15 protein-coding genes are annotated in these 16,659 nt (G+C 40.2%); 13 read left to right on the top strand and 2 right to left on the bottom strand.

Annotated elements, in window-relative coordinates; translation table 11 throughout:
• The first annotated feature begins 16 nt into the window (after nt 1-16).
• The 11 genes from C5L21_RS03970 to C5L21_RS04020 all read left to right on the top strand — a co-directional run bounded on the left by C5L21_RS03970 (nt 17) and on the right by C5L21_RS04020 (nt 13,667).
• A complete protein-coding gene (locus tag C5L21_RS03970) occupies nt 17-1,354 on the top strand; it encodes a threonine/serine exporter family protein (RefSeq protein WP_133286076.1) in 1,338 nt (445 codons plus the stop codon).
• Between the two features lie 260 nt (nt 1,355-1,614).
• On the top strand, nt 1,615-2,706 hold the full coding sequence (locus C5L21_RS03975) for a GntR family transcriptional regulator (RefSeq protein ID WP_133286077.1): 1,092 nt from the start codon (nt 1,615-1,617) through the stop codon (nt 2,704-2,706).
• Nucleotides 2,707-2,962: 256 nt separating this feature from the next.
• Nucleotides 2,963-4,387: an L-arabinose isomerase gene (araA, locus tag C5L21_RS03980; RefSeq protein ID WP_133286078.1), complete on the top strand. Its 1,425-nt coding sequence runs from the start codon at nt 2,963-2,965 to the stop codon at nt 4,385-4,387.
• 11 nt (nt 4,388-4,398) lie between these two features.
• Nucleotides 4,399-5,778, top strand: coding sequence for a sugar porter family MFS transporter (locus C5L21_RS03985; protein ID WP_012305323.1), 1,380 nt, complete (start codon nt 4,399-4,401; stop codon nt 5,776-5,778).
• 96 nt (nt 5,779-5,874) lie between these two features.
• A complete protein-coding gene (locus tag C5L21_RS03990; RefSeq protein ID WP_085698710.1) occupies nt 5,875-7,497 on the top strand; it encodes a xylulokinase in 1,623 nt (540 codons plus the stop codon).
• 4 nt (nt 7,498-7,501) lie between these two features.
• Nucleotides 7,502-8,224: an L-ribulose-5-phosphate 4-epimerase gene (locus C5L21_RS03995; protein WP_004905907.1), complete on the top strand. Its 723-nt coding sequence runs from the start codon at nt 7,502-7,504 to the stop codon at nt 8,222-8,224.
• 166 nt (nt 8,225-8,390) lie between these two features.
• Nucleotides 8,391-9,344 carry a 2-dehydropantoate 2-reductase gene (locus C5L21_RS04000; protein WP_085698745.1) on the top strand — a complete coding sequence of 318 codons (954 nt, stop codon included), beginning with the start codon at nt 8,391-8,393 and terminating at the stop codon, nt 9,342-9,344.
• 69 nt (nt 9,345-9,413) lie between these two features.
• A complete protein-coding gene (gene msrA / locus C5L21_RS04005) occupies nt 9,414-9,938 on the top strand; it encodes a peptide-methionine (S)-S-oxide reductase MsrA (protein ID WP_004903281.1) in 525 nt (174 codons plus the stop codon).
• Nucleotides 9,939-10,103: 165 nt separating this feature from the next.
• The gene (gene rnz / locus C5L21_RS04010; protein ID WP_004903280.1) at nt 10,104-11,072 is read left to right on the top strand and encodes a ribonuclease Z; all 969 of its coding nucleotides are present in this window, start codon (nt 10,104-10,106) and stop codon (nt 11,070-11,072) included.
• An 11-nt stretch (nt 11,073-11,083) separates the two neighbouring features.
• Complete coding sequence (gene recJ / locus C5L21_RS04015; RefSeq protein WP_085698711.1) at nt 11,084-13,048, top strand: single-stranded-DNA-specific exonuclease RecJ; 1,965 nt, start codon at nt 11,084-11,086, stop codon at nt 13,046-13,048.
• A gap of 85 nt (nt 13,049-13,133) precedes the next feature.
• On the top strand, nt 13,134-13,667 hold the full coding sequence (locus C5L21_RS04020) for an adenine phosphoribosyltransferase (RefSeq protein WP_004903276.1): 534 nt from the start codon (nt 13,134-13,136) through the stop codon (nt 13,665-13,667).
• Nucleotides 13,668-13,700: 33 nt separating this feature from the next.
• Here the strand turns inward: C5L21_RS04020 and C5L21_RS04025 are convergent, their stop codons facing one another.
• Nucleotides 13,701-14,417, bottom strand: coding sequence for an SAM-dependent methyltransferase (locus C5L21_RS04025; protein WP_085698712.1), 717 nt, complete (start codon nt 14,415-14,417; stop codon nt 13,701-13,703).
• Between the two features lie 8 nt (nt 14,418-14,425).
• Nucleotides 14,426-15,010 carry a DsbA family protein gene (locus tag C5L21_RS04030; RefSeq protein WP_133286079.1) on the bottom strand — a complete coding sequence of 195 codons (585 nt, stop codon included), beginning with the start codon at nt 15,008-15,010 and terminating at the stop codon, nt 14,426-14,428.
• A gap of 247 nt (nt 15,011-15,257) precedes the next feature.
• On the opposite strand from C5L21_RS04030, the gene C5L21_RS04035 reads away from it, so the two are divergent.
• Nucleotides 15,258-15,836, top strand: a complete 579-nt coding sequence (locus tag C5L21_RS04035) for a GTP pyrophosphokinase (protein WP_004903269.1) — start codon at nt 15,258-15,260, stop codon at nt 15,834-15,836.
• The gene (locus tag C5L21_RS04040) at nt 15,833-16,630 is read left to right on the top strand and encodes an NAD kinase (RefSeq protein ID WP_004905897.1); all 798 of its coding nucleotides are present in this window, start codon (nt 15,833-15,835) and stop codon (nt 16,628-16,630) included. The genes C5L21_RS04035 and C5L21_RS04040 overlap by 4 nt, the downstream gene beginning before the upstream one ends.
• Nucleotides 16,631-16,659 lie beyond the last annotated feature (29 nt).

Consider the following 16,659-nt stretch of genomic DNA (forward strand, 5'->3'; position numbering starts at 1 on the left):
GGAGATTGGGTTGATCATGAGTCGTATGTTACTAAATAGACCAAATAATATGTTATTGGATTGGCATTTGCTACTAGATGATACCAGCAAAAATAGGCTAATTAAAGATGCCGCATTAAATGAAAAAGCGCTTGTTGTTGGACGTGTTGGCCTGATTTTACTTTCTTGTGGTACTGGTGCTTGGCGTGTCAGAGAAGCTATGAACAGTATTGCAACCAATCTTGGCATTATCTGCGTTGCCGATGTTGGTTTTACTAGTATTAACTTGAGTTGCTTTGATAGCGCTCGAGAGGCCTACTCGCAAACTTATGTTTTATCGGGAACAGGTGTCAATACTGATAAATTAAGTACAATAGATAAATTTGTTAAGAATTTTGGGCAACAATTAGAAACACTAACGGTTGCTGGCGTTCACGATCAATTAGAAACAATCAATAAAAAGACAGCTAATTATAACCCCGTCATCAATGGCTTGGCTGCTGCATTGGCTTGTTCATGTTTTATTTTTTTACTTGGTGGTGGCATCCCCGAAATGATTGGTAGTTTCATTGGTGCTGGTGTTGGTAATTTGGTTAAAAGTTTGATGACCAGAAAGCATTACTCCACGTTGATAAGTTTGGGAATTGCGGTAGCAGTCGCTGGTTTAGCGTATGTTGGAACGTTTCATCTCATGCGTACATTTATTGATTTACCGTTATCACATGAATCTGGCTATATTGGTGCGATGTTGTTTGTGATACCTGGTTTTCCTTTTATCACTAGTATGCTTGATATTTCTAAGTTAGACATGCGTTCTGGAATAGAACGTTTGAGCTACGCAACGATGATTACAGTGGTGAGTGCACTTGTGGGTTGGGTGATTGCCGCTTCAGCGAAATTCTATCCCGCCGATTTTGTGGTATTGCCACTAACGACAAATCAGATTATTATTTTACAGCTTATAGCTAGTTTTGGTGGCGTATTTGGTTTTTCAGTGATGTTCAATAGTCCAATTAACATTGCAATCACTGCTAGTTTGATTGGTGCTGTAGCCAATACAACGCGGTTAAGCCTGATTAGTTTGTATCACGTACAGCCAAGTTGGGCAGCCTTTATTGGGGCATTAATGGCGGGTGTCTTAGCTTCAATTGTCAATCATTATAAAGGTTACCCGCGAATCACCTTAACTGTGCCAGCAATTGTTATCATGGTACCTGGCTTGTACATTTATAAAGCAATCTACTATATTGGCTTTAATCAATTGGCGACAGGGCTACTATGGTTAAACAAGGCAATTTTGATTATATTATTTTTGCCGCTAGGATTGTTTGTTGCAAGAAGTTTATTAGATTATAAATGGCAACACTTTAATTGAGTTAAACAGCGAAAAATCACTAGAAAGCGCCCGATAAGTTGGCGCTTTTTTAGTGATTTGATTGCCTGGTGGCTGCACTTAAATAGCACTAAAATGTTAAAAATAGCAGTACAAATTTGAAGTGTGATATTATTGAGAGAGTTTAAGTGTACATGCTTTGCACACGGCAACACAATAAAAGGGAGTGGAGCAAAATTATCAGGTGATGTGTTCTCGTCAATGCGGGGCAGCATTTTTAGAGTTTGTTCGTTAAGTAGGCTATGCCAAGTAAATATGAAACTGTAAAAAAATATATATTAGATCAAATCGTCACGGGTGAGTTGCAAAAAGACCAAAAATTGCCGACTGAAAGTGAAATGATGGCAACGTTTTCTGTCAGTCGCTACACAATTCGACGCGCTATATCTGATTTAGAGAATGAAAATTATGTATACCGTATACAGGGTGGTGGATCCTTTGTGACTGATTGGCAAACACAGAGAACCCCGGATAAAATGCCAAGAGTTATCGGCATTTTGTCAACTCATGTTGCTTCTTATATTTTCCCTGCAATTATTGATGGTGCTGATCAAGTCATTAGTGATAGTGGTTTTTCACTCAGTTTGGCCAATACTCATAATCAACCTGCTAGGGAACGTACTGCGCTAATTAATTTAATGAGTCAAAATCTAGCGGGCTTAATCGTTGAACCGACTCAGAGCGCGATACCAACCCCAAATATTGATTTATATCAAAAATTACAGAAAATGGCAATTCCAATTGTTTTTATCAATGCTGGCTATCAAAATGTTGCCGATGTTTCTGTCATCAGTGATGATAGTGAGGCGATTTATCGGGCGACCAACTATCTGATTAGTAAGGGCCATCATCGCATTGTTGGTGTATTTCAAGTTGATGATCAGCAAGGTGTCAATCGATTAGATGGTTATATGAAAGCCTATCAAGCACACTCGGCATTGTTAACTGACTGTATGCCGATGATGTATAAATCTGATGATGTTACCCAAGCATTACATCAAATTAATGAACTTGTTGTGCAATCACCGACAAAAAGACCAACCGCAATTATTGCGTACAATGATCAATTGGCTATTCGTATCATTGCAATGATTCATGATTTAGGCTTACGTGTGCCTGAAGATATTTCTGTGATGGGATTTGATGATTTCCAATTGTCACAGTATTTATCACCGCGGTTAACAACGATGACCCACGAAAAACAGAAAATGGGACAAGATGCAGCAAAGCTGTTGATTCAAAAAATTAATCATCACAAGGTTGCCTCAATTATCTACCGCCCAGAATTAATTGAACGTGATTCTGTCAAAGACTTAAGTGTTCACGATAATTAATTGTAAATAACTGTGTATTATGTTAAAAAAATAAATATAAGCTCATAAAAAAATAAAGTTTGGTGCCTTTCTGTGCATTAAGCTTTATTTTTTTATCTATTTATTTATCAGATGAAAATATATATGTTTGACTTATACGGACAAATATCTTATAGTAACACTGTAAGCGTTTTCATTAATCGCTAAATTCTAGGTAAATGGTGTTTTAATGAAAATAATTATTGAAACCACACAAGAATAAGAGAGGATTTTCAAAATGTCAAATGTTAAAGAATACAAGTTTTGGTTTGTCACTGGCTCACAATTTTTATACGGACCAGAAGTACTGGAACAAGTCGCCGCAGATTCAAAGAAACTGGTTGCCGCGTTGAATGATTCTGGAAAATTACCTTATCCAGTTGAATTTAAAACAGTTGGTGTCACTGCTGAAAATATTACTGAGACAATGAAAGCAGCTAATTACGATGATTCTGTCGCCGGTATTATCACTTGGGCACATACTTTTTCACCTGCCAAGAATTGGATTAGAGGGACGCAACTACTTAACAAGCCATTACTACATTTAGCCACCCAAATGTTAGATAAAATCCCTTACGATACAATTGACTTTGATTATATGAATCTCAATCAATCTGCACATGGTGATCGTGAATATGCATTCATTAACGCACGACTTCGGTTGAACAATAAAATTATTTTTGGCCACTGGGGTGACCCAGCAATCCAAGAACAAATTGGCAAGTGGATGTCAGTGGCTGTGGCATACAATGAGAGTTTTAAAATTAAAATTGTTACATTCGCAGATAAGATGCGTAATGTTGCTGTGACTGACGGTGACAAAATTGAAGCCCAAATTAAACTGGGCTGGACTGTTGATTATTGGGGGGTTGGCGATTTAGTCGCTTATGTTGATGCAATAGATAGTCATACAATTGATGACCTTTATACAGCGTTACAGAATAAATATGACTTTGTCAGAGGTGATAATGACGCGGCAAAATATGAACATCATGTAAAATATCAGCTGCGTGAATACTTGGCCATTAAGCAATTTATGGATGAAAAGGGCTATTCAGGCTTTACAACAAACTTTGAAGATCTTGTCGGCCTAGAGCAATTACCAGGCTTAGCAGTGCAATTATTGATGGCTGATGGCTACGGTTTTGCCGGAGAAGGGGACTGGAAGACGGCAGCGTTGACACGACTACTTAAGATTGTTGGACATAATCAAGCAACAGCATTTATGGAAGATTACACATTGGATTTGCGTAAAGGTCACGAAGCAATCCTTGGTTCACACATGTTGGAGGTTGATCCGACAATTGCTTCCGACAAGCCACGTATTGAAGTACATCCGCTAGATATTGGTGGCAAAGCAGACCCAGCAAGATTGGTATTCACGGGTAGAACCGGAGATGCAGTTGATGTCACATTAGCTGACTATGGCGATGAATTTAAATTAATTAGTTATGATGTTACAGGAAATAAGCCGGAGGCAGAAACGCCATATTTGCCAGTAGCAAAGCAACTATGGACGCCAAAAGCTGGTTTGAAAGCTGGCGCAGAGGGATGGTTAACAGTTGGCGGTGGCCACCATACCACATTAAGTTTTGCTGTTGATTCAGAACAACTCCGTGATTTGGCAAACATGTTTGGTTTAACGTATGTAAATATTCAGTAACGGTGACTATGATGACAAATCAATCAACAAAAAAAATTTCAAGTACGTATATCTATTTCTTTGGTGCATTTGGTGGGATTCTCTTCGGCTATGACATCGGTGTCATGACAGGCGCGTTACCATTTTTACAACGAGACTGGCATTTGACAGACGCTGGTGTCATTGGTTGGATCACTTCTGCTCTCATGCTAGGTGCTATCGCTGGTGGTGCTTTAGCTGGACAATTATCAGATAAGCTCGGGCGTCGACGTATGATCTTAGCGTCATCATTTGTATTTGCGATTGGTGCCCTTATGGCTGGCTTATCACCTCACAACGGTGTTGCTTGGTTGTTAATCGCACGTGTATTGCTAGGTATAGCTGTTGGTGCCGCTTCCGCATTGGTACCTTCTTATATGTCAGAAATGGCACCAGCCAAAACAAGAGGCCGGTTATCTGGATTGAATCAATTAATGATTGTCTCAGGGATGCTACTATCTTACATTGTCGATTTCCTACTGCAAGGATTGCCACATGGGATGGCGTGGCGTTTAATGCTTGGGTTGGCTGCTGTGCCGGCAATAATTCTCTTTCTTGGCGTGTTGAAGTTGCCAGAATCACCACGTTTCTTAGTAAAAATAAATGATTTAGCTGCAGCAAGACATGTTTTGACCTTTATTAGGCGAGACAATGAAATTGAACCTGAATTAGTTGAGATACAAAGAACAGTGTCAATGGAATCGAGCGCACAGAAAAACGTCACCTTAGCGACACTTTTCTCGAGTAAGTATCGCTATCTTGTAACCGCTGGTATTGGTGTTGCAGCTTTCCAGCAGTTCATGGGTGCTAATGCCATTTTCTACTACATTCCATTAATTGTTGAAAAAGCAAGTGGGCAAGCAGCATCTAGCGCATTATTATGGCCAATCGTACAAGGTGTGATTTTAGTGCTAGGCGCTATTCTATACATGGTTATTGCTGATAAATTTAAGCGACGGACTTTGTTGATGATTGGTGGTACAGTGATGGCGCTATCATTTCTTATGCCAGCAGCACTAAATGCTTTGGTAGGCGAACATCATTTACCACCAATGCTGATTGTTGTTTTCTTATCAATATTTGTGGCTTTTTACTCTTTCACTTGGGCACCATTAACTTGGGTATTGGTTGGCGAAGTCTTTCCTTTAGCTATTCGTGGCAGGGCAAGTGGCCTAGCTTCTTCGTTTAATTGGCTTGGTTCATTTGCGGTTGGTTTGTTATTCCCAATCATGACGGCAATGATGCCTCAGGCATCCGTCTTTGCTATCTTTGGTGTCATCTCAATTATTGCGGTATTGTTCATTAAATTTGCGGTACCAGAAACGCATGGTAGAACATTAGAAGAAATTGAAGCACAGGGTACAAACCATTAAAAAAACATGTGTTTATCTGAAACAAAATAATGCGCTAATCAGATAAAGACAATCTGGTTAGCGTTTTCAAATGAAAAAGTTTAGGAGAATAACAGCATGACAGCACAACAAATACAAGAAAAAGCCATTGCAACCGGACAGGTGGCATTAGGCGTGGAATTTGGATCGACAACAATTAAAGCAGTATTGACTACTAACAGCGGATTAACGATTGCTTCAGGCAGTTATGATTGGACAAACAATTTTCAAAATGGTCTCTGGACGTATAGCCTGGATGATGTTTGGCTAGGTTTACAGAGTGCCTATCGACAACTGAAAGCACAAGTTGAATCAAAATATGGCTTGAAACTTAAAAAAATCAAAACAATGGGTTTTTCAGCTATGATGCACGGCTACTTAGCATTCGATAATCAAGACACACTACTAGTTCCATTTCGTACATGGCGCAATGCGACAACTGGTCGGGCATCACGCGAATTGACCAAGTTATTTGGCTTTAACGTGCCACAACGATGGAGCATTGCACATTTGTATCAAGCTATCTTAGATCAGGAGACGCATGTTAAAAATATTAGTTATTTCACAACACTTGCAGGATATGTTCATTGGCAATTAACCGGTGAAAAAGTTTTAGGTGTTGGCGATGCCTCCGGGATGTTTCCTATCGATGCAGACACTGGTAATTATAATCAAAATATGATTGATCAATTTTCTCATTTGAAAGCGGTCCAACAATATCAGTGGCAGATACAAGATATATTACCAGAACCGCGACATGCTGGTGATATGGCGGGTCATTTAACAGCAGCTGGTGCTAAAAAGTTAGACCCAACAGGCGATTTAATGGCAGGTGTCATCGTGGCACCACCAGAAGGCGACGCTGGGACGGGTATGGTAGCGACCAATAGTACGCAAGTACGAACAGGTAACATTTCAGTGGGAACATCTATTTTTTCAATGATTGTTTTAGAAAAAAGTTTAAAGCATGTTTATAGTAATATCGATATCGTCACTACGCCAACTGGCTTACCTGTTGCCATGGTTCACGCCAATAATTCTGCCTCTGATTTAAATGCTTGGTCCAAACTGTTTGCGGAATTTGCAGGGATGATTGGTCAGAATTTATCAAACGCGGCCCTGTATCAAACCCTGTTCAATGCTGCTTTGAATAATGCTGATGCTGATGCTGGTGGTTTAACTGGTTATGGCTACTATTCCGGTGAAAACATTACTGCAGTACCGGAAGGACGACCGCTATTAGTCAGACAACCAGACTCACATTTTACGGTTGGCAATCTTATGCGTTTACATATCTTTAGTGCATTCGGTGCGATTAAAATTGGCATGCGGATTTTAGCAGATGAAAACGTACTAACCGATAATATTGTGGCTCAAGGCGGTGTGTTTAAAACACCAATTGTGGCTCAAAAATTGTTAGCAGCAGCACTCAACACAAACATTACTGTGATGGCCAATGCTGGTGAAGGTGGGCCGTGGGGAATGGCTATTTTGGCACTTTATGCAGCTAATAAATTAGACGGTCAGACACTAGATGATTATTTAGCAAAAAACATATTCGCTGAAACTAAAGCACAAACACTCGCGCCAGAACCACGTGATGTTGCAGGATTTGAAGAATTTATGACACGTTATATTGATGGCCTACAAATTGAGTTAACCGCCATTAAAGCATTGCCTAGTAATCAAATAAAGGAGTAAGCAGATGTTAGAAGTATTAAAGCAGCAAGTATATGAAGCAAATATGGCATTACCGCAGAATAATTTAGTGACATTAACTTGGGGCAATGTGTCTCAAATTGACAGAGAAAAAGGGTTGTTTGTCATTAAACCAAGTGGTGTGGATTATGATGCATTACGGCCAGAGGACATGGTCGTTGTTAATTTGGCAGGTGAAGTTGTCGAAGGAGAAATGAACCCATCGAGTGATACACCGACGCATGCTTTCCTATATCGGCATTGGCAACAATTAGGTGGCATTGTGCATACGCATTCTAAGTGGGCAGTTGCTTTTGCACAGGCAGGGATACCCATTCCTGCAGCAGGCACAACCCATGCTGATACTTTTTATGGTGATGTGCCTGTAGCAGATAGATTGACGAAAGAAGAAGTCGACGGTGATTATGAATTAAATACAGGCTACTCAATTGCGCGTGTTTTTGACCGCGAAAAAATTGATCCAATGGCATTACCAGGTGTTTTGACAAACGATCATGGACCCTTTACTTGGGGTGTAGATGCGCAAGATGCTGTTCATAATGCTATCGTACTCGATGTTGTGGCAGAAATGGATTATCACACGATGCAGCTCAACCCTTCGCAAGATTTACATGTGCCACAGTATCTTCTCGATCGCCATTATTTTAGGAAGCATGGTAAAGGTGCCTATTACGGCCAAAAGAACAGCAATAAGGTGTCATCAAAATAAGCAATTTAGGATACGAGGTGTTAGGAGCGACCATAGTTACACATTACGGTGACGCATGACGACTATCTCTTCTGATTTACAGTATGGTAAAATCAAGGTAAAGCATTTTATACAATTGATACTTATAGTAAACGGAGGCACACAAGGTAGTCGTGTGAATAATAATATGAAAATAGCTATTGCAGGATTTGGTGCACTTGGGGCACGATTAGGTGTCATGCTCCAGGCTGGTGGCCATGAGGTTACTGGGATTGATGGTTGGCCGGCACATATTGCTGCTATTAATACAAAAGGTTTAACAGTCGTTAAAGATAATGATGCACCACAAAAGTATTTTGTACCAGTTATGCCGGCAAGTGAAGTGACGGGCACATTTGATTTAATTATTTTACTCACTAAAACACCACAACTAGACCGCATGTTAACAGATATTCAGCCTATTATAACGGATACTACAAAATTATTGGTATTATCAAACGGTTTGGGTAATATTGAAGTGATGGCAAAGCACGTGTCGCGCCATCAAATTTTGGCTGGCGTCACATTATGGACATCGTCACTAATAAAGCCAGGTGAAATACATGTTACTGGTAGTGGCTCTATTAAATTACAAGCAATTGGCGATGCTGATGTCCAAAGTATAGCGGATGCTTTGAATCAGGCTGGCTTAAACGCCGAAATTACCCCAGATGTGATGACAGCAATTTGGCATAAGGCAGGTATCAACGCGGTACTCAATCCTTTATCCGTGTTGTTAAATGCAAATATTGCTGAATTTGGCACAGCTGGCAATGCCATGGATCTAGCGTTGAATATTCTAGATGAGATGAAGCAAGTTGGTGCGTCACAAGGCATTAAAGTTGACGTTAGTGGTATTATGACGGACTTGAGTCAGTTACTTAAACCAGAAAATGCAGGTAATCATTTTCCGTCAATGTACCAAGATATTCAAAATGGTAAACATACTGAAATTGATTTCTTGAATGGTTACTTTGCCAAGATAGGACACGAATCTGGCATTCCGACCCCTTTCAATGCCTTAGTGACACGGTTAATTCATGCTAAGGAAGACATTGAACGTGTTAAATTAGCAAAACAGCAAGAAAACTTTGAAATTTGATTTCGATTATAGTATCATGAAGAGAAAATAATTTTTCTCTTTTTTATCATCTACAAGGAAGTAATGAATATGACAGATAATATTGAAACAGCAATTTTTGCGGGCGGATGTTTCTGGTGCATGGTCCAGCCATTTGATTCATTACCAGGCATTGAAAAAGTGCGCTCTGGATATACCGGTGGTCATACTGAAAATCCAACATATGAAGATGTTTTGTCGCATACCACTGGTCATACTGAGGCCGTAAAAATTTGGTTTGATCCAGCAATCATGAGTTATGAAGAACTGGTCTCGATTTATTGGGAACAAACAGATCCAACCGATGCCATGGGACAATTTCAAGACCGTGGTGATAATTATCGACCAGTGATTTATGTTGCTGACGAACAACAACGTCAGATCGCTGAAAAGTCCAAGGCAGCTTTGGCAGCCTCAGGTCGTTTTGATGAGCCGATTGTGACAACAATTGAATCAGCAAAGCCTTTTTATGAGGCGGAAGAATACCACCAAGATTTCTATAAAAAAGATCCGAACCGAGAGGCGCTAGCGATGAGACAACGCGCTGCATTTCAAGCGGATAAATGGGGCAAGTAATCGACAGCCAAAGGCTGTTTTTTATTTTGTATTCTGATTGTGACGTTAAAAATTGGCGAGATATGGTAAAATGGATAAGTTATGGATGGTCTGTGATCGTCTAATTGATTAGGAGAATAAGTTTGATTATCCGGTCATTTACCGGGTCAAGCTGTCACAATAAAAATGCAACTTGAATTTTTAGGTACAGGTTCTGGGCAACCATCAAAATTTAGAAATGTTACCAGTATTGCTTTGCGTTTATTAGATGAGCGTAACGCAGTCTGGTTATTTGATGTTGGTGAAGCCACGCAACATCAAATTTTAAAAACCACCTTGCGTCCGCGCAAAGTTGAAAAAATCTTTATTTCTCATTTGCACGGAGACCATATTTTTGGGTTGCCGGGGTTCTTGAGTTCGCGTTCATTTCAGGGTGCAGATAAAAATGAACCATTAACCATCTACGGTCCAAAAGGTGTGAAAGAGTTTGTGCAAACAGCCCTCCGTGTCTCTGAAACACGTCTATCTTATCCGTTGGTTTTTGTCGAATTAACGGCAGGTGTTGTTTTTGATGATAAAACATTTCGTGTCATTGCGGCTAAAATGAAACATCGCATTGAAAGCTGGGGGTTTAGAGTTGAAGAAAAAGATCATCCTGGTGAACTTTTGGTCAATAAATTACGTGCAGAAAACATACCATCTGGTCCGATATTTGGACAACTTAAGGCAGGAAAACGTGTTAGTTTACCTGATGGTCGTATTTTAGATGGTCATGATTATGTTGGTCCAGCACAAAGGGGACGTGTTGTCACATTTATATTAGACACCCGCCCAAATGATAATATCGAGCTTCTAGCGCGACACGCAGATGTCTTAGTTCATGAAAGTACATATGGTGCCGGTGAAGATGAAGCAAAAATGGCTCGGGCACATGCCCATTCGACGAGTATTAACGCAGCTAATAATGCACGTCGAGCACAGGCCAATCAGTTGATATTAACACATCTATCAGCTCGATATATTGGTCCATTGCTTAAAAATTTGGTTTCAGATGTGCGCCATGTTTTCCCAAACACGATTGTTGCAAGAGACCTAGATGTGATAGATGTGCCACTCAAAAAAGAGGTGTCGGTTTCAGACCCACACAAAGTATAAAGAAGGTTACAATGAGTCAGAGTAATTGGCGCTTGATGCCACAACCACCAGAAAAGGCGGTTAGACAACTTACGTCACAATTAAATATTAATCAATTAACGGCTACGATTGTTGCGCAAAAAGGCTATACGACGCCAGAGGCTGCCTTTGGTTATCTGCAGCCGACCATTACGCAGTTACATGATCCCATGTTGCTACATGACATGGATAAAGCATTTGAACGCTTAACGGAAGCAGCTTTTGGTGGCGAAAAGATTGTTGTTTATGGTGATTATGACTTAGATGGTGTTACGAGCACGGCTGTCATGGTTGAAGCTTTAGAAGTATTAGGTGCTGATGTAACGGCTTACATTCCAAATCGTTTTACTGATGGTTACGGACCTAATGTTGCAGCATATCAACGTTTAATTGCAGAGGGTGCTCAGGTAATTGTGACAGTTGATAACGGTGTAAGTGGTCATGAGGCTGTTGCTGTGGCAATGCGTGCCGGTGTCGATGTTATCATAACAGATCATCATGAATTAGCCCCAACATTGCCGGAAGCTTACGCAATTGTGCATCCAAGACATCCTGACGGACATTATCCATTTGCTGACTTATCTGGCGTTGGTGTTGCTTTCAAGCTGGCGCAAGCGTTGTTGACTGATGCGCAGCCAGTGACAGAAAAGAGTGAGTTACCAACAGAGTTATTAGACTTAGTGGCATTGGGTGAAATTGCCGATATGGTATCGCTAACCGATGAAAATCGTACACTTGTTTCCTGGGGGTTAAAACAAATCAGTGATAGCCCACGTCCAGGCATTGCTGCTTTGTTAAAAAATGCTGGCCAGGTAGCGAATCAGCCAATTAATTCGGAAACAGTATCTTTTAAAATTGCACCACGCTTGAATGCGGTCGGTCGGTTAGGCGACGCAAAACTTGCCTTAGATTTATTAGTATCACAAGATGACGACACAGCTGTTAATTTGGCCACCCAAGTCGAAGCCATTAACGCACAACGACAAGAAATTGTTGAAGAAGTGTTTGGCGCCGCTAAGCAAATTGCATTATCAGATAAGTACCACGACGATCAAGTTTTGGTTATTGCTGGTGAAAATTGGCATCAAGGTATCTTGGGTATCGTTGCTAGTCGGTTGGTTGAGTTAATGCACAAGCCAGTCATTGTTCTAAGCCAAGTTGATGGTGTTTATAAAGGTTCTGGTCGCTCGTATGGCAATTTTGATTTGTACACTTTAATGGGACAATATCGCGATCTCTATGACACATTTGGTGGTCATGCTAGTGCACTTGGATTAGCAATTACACCAGCTCATTTGACATCATTACAAAATCAAATCAAACAGCTTCAGCCACTTAACATTGCTGAAAAAGAAGTAAATGTTAATATGATGTTAAGTGCTGAAACAATGACCACAGCGTCTTATGATGCATTGACACTTTTAGAACCCTTTGGAACCGATAACCCGCAACCGGTCTTTGGTGTGCAAGAACCAAAGATTACCAAAGCAGCAACTATGGGCACAACAAACCAGCATATTAAATTAACACTGGCTAATCATGTTGAAGCTGTTGGCTTTAATCATCCTGAATGGGCAAGTGTTGTTGCCCATCCGCAAAATATTTCGTTTGCGGCGACGTTAGGCATGAATTATTTTCGCGGTCAAAAAAAATTGCAATTATTGTTAGCTGATATGACTATGCCACAAGTCACGGATAACAATACTCACAAAAAATTCTTTGCCGATGTTTACAAGTTCATCTATGCTAATCAAGACTTGAATTTTGCACAAAACTTGGATAAAATAGCAAAGCAGCTACAAATTACTAAAACTGACCTGAATATCATGGTGCAAGTATTTATCGAACTTGGATTTGTTCATGTTGTGGACGGTGGTTTTGTAAAAGTAGTCCCAAATGCGCCGCAAAAGGCATTAACGATGTCAACCACTTATCTTAAATTTTTGGCTAACCGTTAATGATAAAATAGAAAGTATGAGTATGGCCTAAAGAGGTATCGTACGAGTGTTTAACAGTTCATTAACACATACTCAGAGAGAAAAAATGACAGTAGATTTGTATAATTATGTAGCAACCGTTGAAAATTTTCCAGAACCAGGTGTTAATTTTCGCGATATTTCACCGTTGATGGGGGATGGCGTTGCCTATAAGCAAGCAGTAGATGCCATTGCTGATTTTGCAAAAGATTTAAACGTCGACTTAATTGCTGGGCCTGAATCGCGTGGCTTCATTGTTGGTTCACCATTAGCTTATGCTTTAAATATCGGCTTTGTGCCAGCGCGTAAAGGTGGTAAATTACCACGAGCAGCCGTGAGTGCAGCGTATTCTTTAGAATATGGTGGTGAAAATGTTTTGGAAATTCATCAAGATGCGATTAAACCAGGACAACGTGTCCTAATCGTTGATGATTTGCTAGCAACGGGTGGCACAATTAACGCTACTCGCGAAATTATTGAAAAATTAGGTGGCATTGTTGCAGGGGTTGCCTTTATTATTGAGCTAACAGATTTGCATGGTCGTGAAAAAATTATGCAAAATGGGCGTGAAGTACCATTTCTAACACTCATGACATATTAAAAAATAGGGTAAGAACACTTAAGTGTTCTTACCCTATTTAACTAGGAAAATACGGTCATCAATAGTATCAAAAGAGTGATGGTTTGCATTGAGTTCGGGTACTTTTGTTAACTGAGCTGTTTGCCAAAATGCCATAGAATTGGTATGTTTAAATGGTTCACCAATGAGAATGAAGTCACCAGTAAAATGAGTTGCTCGAAGATAATTTAAGATTTTTACATCTGTTTGTGCTGTGTCGGGCGCCCAGCTCATAATAACGACATCGTATGATATGTTCTGTAAGGCTATTTCAGCATCTAGTGGTATAATTTGAGTCCAAGGATCGGCTATTTCGATATCTTGTTCTTGCCATTGAAAGGTGTCTGTGGCTGTAACCAGCTCATTGCCCAGTGCCCGTAGGCCATAGGTAATGAGACCGTTGCCTGCCATGATTTCCAGTACGCGGCGGCCAGCAATAAAATGATTGAGGTCAGCCAACCACTTCAGATTAGGCAAATACCATACGCCAAACTGCGTAATCAACCATTGCCTAAAATTAGATAATAAATCATCTAATGGCATTAAGCTAGGATTTTTCAATATTTGTTTTTCTGTAAAACTGAGATTTGGTAGTTGCTTTTGCGGTAGTTTGTGAACTGCCAAACGCTGTAATACGTCTTTGGCAGCTTGAATTTTGAATTGTGCTAATCGGTCATCGGAGAGGCTTTTTTCGTAATCACTTAATGCCTCGAAAAAGGTTGTGTCCATCATCGTTTAATTTAAATTGATAAGTGTTGACGTAAAATGTCTGGTGCTAATGACTTGGCACAATGTGGCGCGAAAGTCGCAATTAGGTTGTCAATTGATAAGTTAGTTAATAGTTGTGTATCGATTGCTGTCGGGTCATCGATGGCAATACAAGGATCAGCTTTGGATAGCATTTGTTTTGCCAAAGCCTGATCTTCTAATACGGCCTGAAATGTTTCTGTGGCCTCGCGGTTAACCAAAAAATCATCAACATTTAGACGTGCTGTTTCCGCTATATCAGTGACTAATGCCAGTGAATAAGCTTGACTTGTTAGGGCATGCTGTAAATTAATTAAAAAACGGCGCGCTTTTTTGTTGCCTTCAACTTGAGCTGCCTTATAGTCCATAGCAATATGACAACTTTTTTGATCGTTATTGTCCGTAGTGATGTCGCGCAAGTAACTTGGCGTTAGCTTTGCCACAAGGTGATGATCTAAGAGTGGAATAAAGCGCAGATGAACACGCTCAGATAAGTCGTAGCTGAGTTGTAATAGCCGTTCCTCAGTTTTTAAACAATCCGTGGAAAGCGGATTAGAAAAATGATAAATGTCAAGCATGATAGACCTCCGAGATAGCCGATTATAAATATAGGGTTCCTTATCCAAAACCATATTTTACCTGTAAATGATTGTCTTGTCGACTGATAAGCTCAAAACCAAACAAGATGTGTGTTAAAATGGAGTTTGTAAACTAAACGAACAATCATGCTGCGCTATATTGCATACAGATATAGTGCAGCATAACTATGTGAATAAAGATGGGGCGGATGAGCAAGTAAGCATCCGTTTAGAAAGAGGTGTCGTCATGGAATGGGAACGTTTTTTTGTTCCGTATCAACAGGCGGTAACAGAGCTGAAAGTTAAGTTACGTGGTTTACGTGACCAGTACGAAAAAGAGGGGAAAAACTCTCCGATTGAATTCGTGACAGGTCGAGTAAAATCAAAGTCATCGATTGAAGAAAAAATAGTACGTCGTCATCTAGAGGAATCGCGTTTAGCATTAGATTTGCAAGACATTGCTGGGGTACGTATTATGACGAAGTACGTAGAGGACGTTTACACTGTTGTTGAATTGTTACGTGATCGCACAGATTTTCAGATTCTTGAAGAGCGTGATTATGTCATGAATGCCAAGCCTTCTGGATATCGTTCGTACCATATTGTAATTGAATACCCCGTACAAATGTATGGCGGGGAAAAGAAAGTATTAGCTGAGATACAAGTGCGTACAATCGCTATGAATGTTTGGGCTACGATTGAGCATGATTTACGTTACAAGCATGGCGATGAGTTACCAGCTGAAATGGCAGAACAACTGACTATTTTGGCAGAAGAAAACTTCGAATGGGATCAAAGAGTCAGTGAGATTCGGGCGACAGAATGAAGATAGCAATTTTTAATAATGATGCTAAAAATTCACAGATGATTACGCAATCGTTAGTTGCTTCACTTGAGAAAAATGGGCTAACCATTGATAATCAGCATCCAGATATTGTCATTACTGTTGGGGGTGATGGCACGTTGCTGGGTGCTTTTCAGCATTACGTCGATCAGATTGATACAATCCGTTTTGTTGGCTTACATACAGGCCATCTGGGATTTTATACCGATTGGTTGAGCACCGAGCTTGCCAATCTGGTGAGCAGCTTAACGCATGACAATGGTCAGCGTGTAAGCTATCCCTTGTTAGACATGACGGTTGTTCATGAAAGCGGTGAGCAGTATCATTTTTTGGCGCTTAATGAAGCCGCAATTAAGCAACCGGTCGGTACATTAGTTGCTGATATATACTTAGGTGGTCAATTATTCGAACGCTTTAGGGGTGATGGCATTGCCGTTGCTACGCCGACCGGCTCAACAGCTTACAATAAAGCTAATGGTGGCGCTGTATTACATCCAAAATTATCAGCAATCCAAATGTCAGAGATTGCTTCGATTAATAATCGTGTGTTTAGGACATTGGGGTCGCCATTAGTCGTTCCCAAAGGTGAAGAAATTATCGTCAAGCCAAAAAGTAATCATTTTTTGGTGATGTATGATCAATCTGAAATCAAAGGCCGACATATTAATGAGCTGCGTTTTCGTGTCGCTGATAAACAAGTGCATTTTGCGGCATATCGACATGTCGATTTTTGGCAACGTGTCCATCGGGCGTTTATTAATGATATTGAGTCATAACAATATTTTATATTTATTGAGAGGAATAT

The sequence above is a fragment of the Leuconostoc citreum genome (genome assembly GCF_004354555.1).
GTDB classification, from domain to species: Bacteria; Bacillota; Bacilli; order Lactobacillales; family Lactobacillaceae; genus Leuconostoc; species Leuconostoc citreum.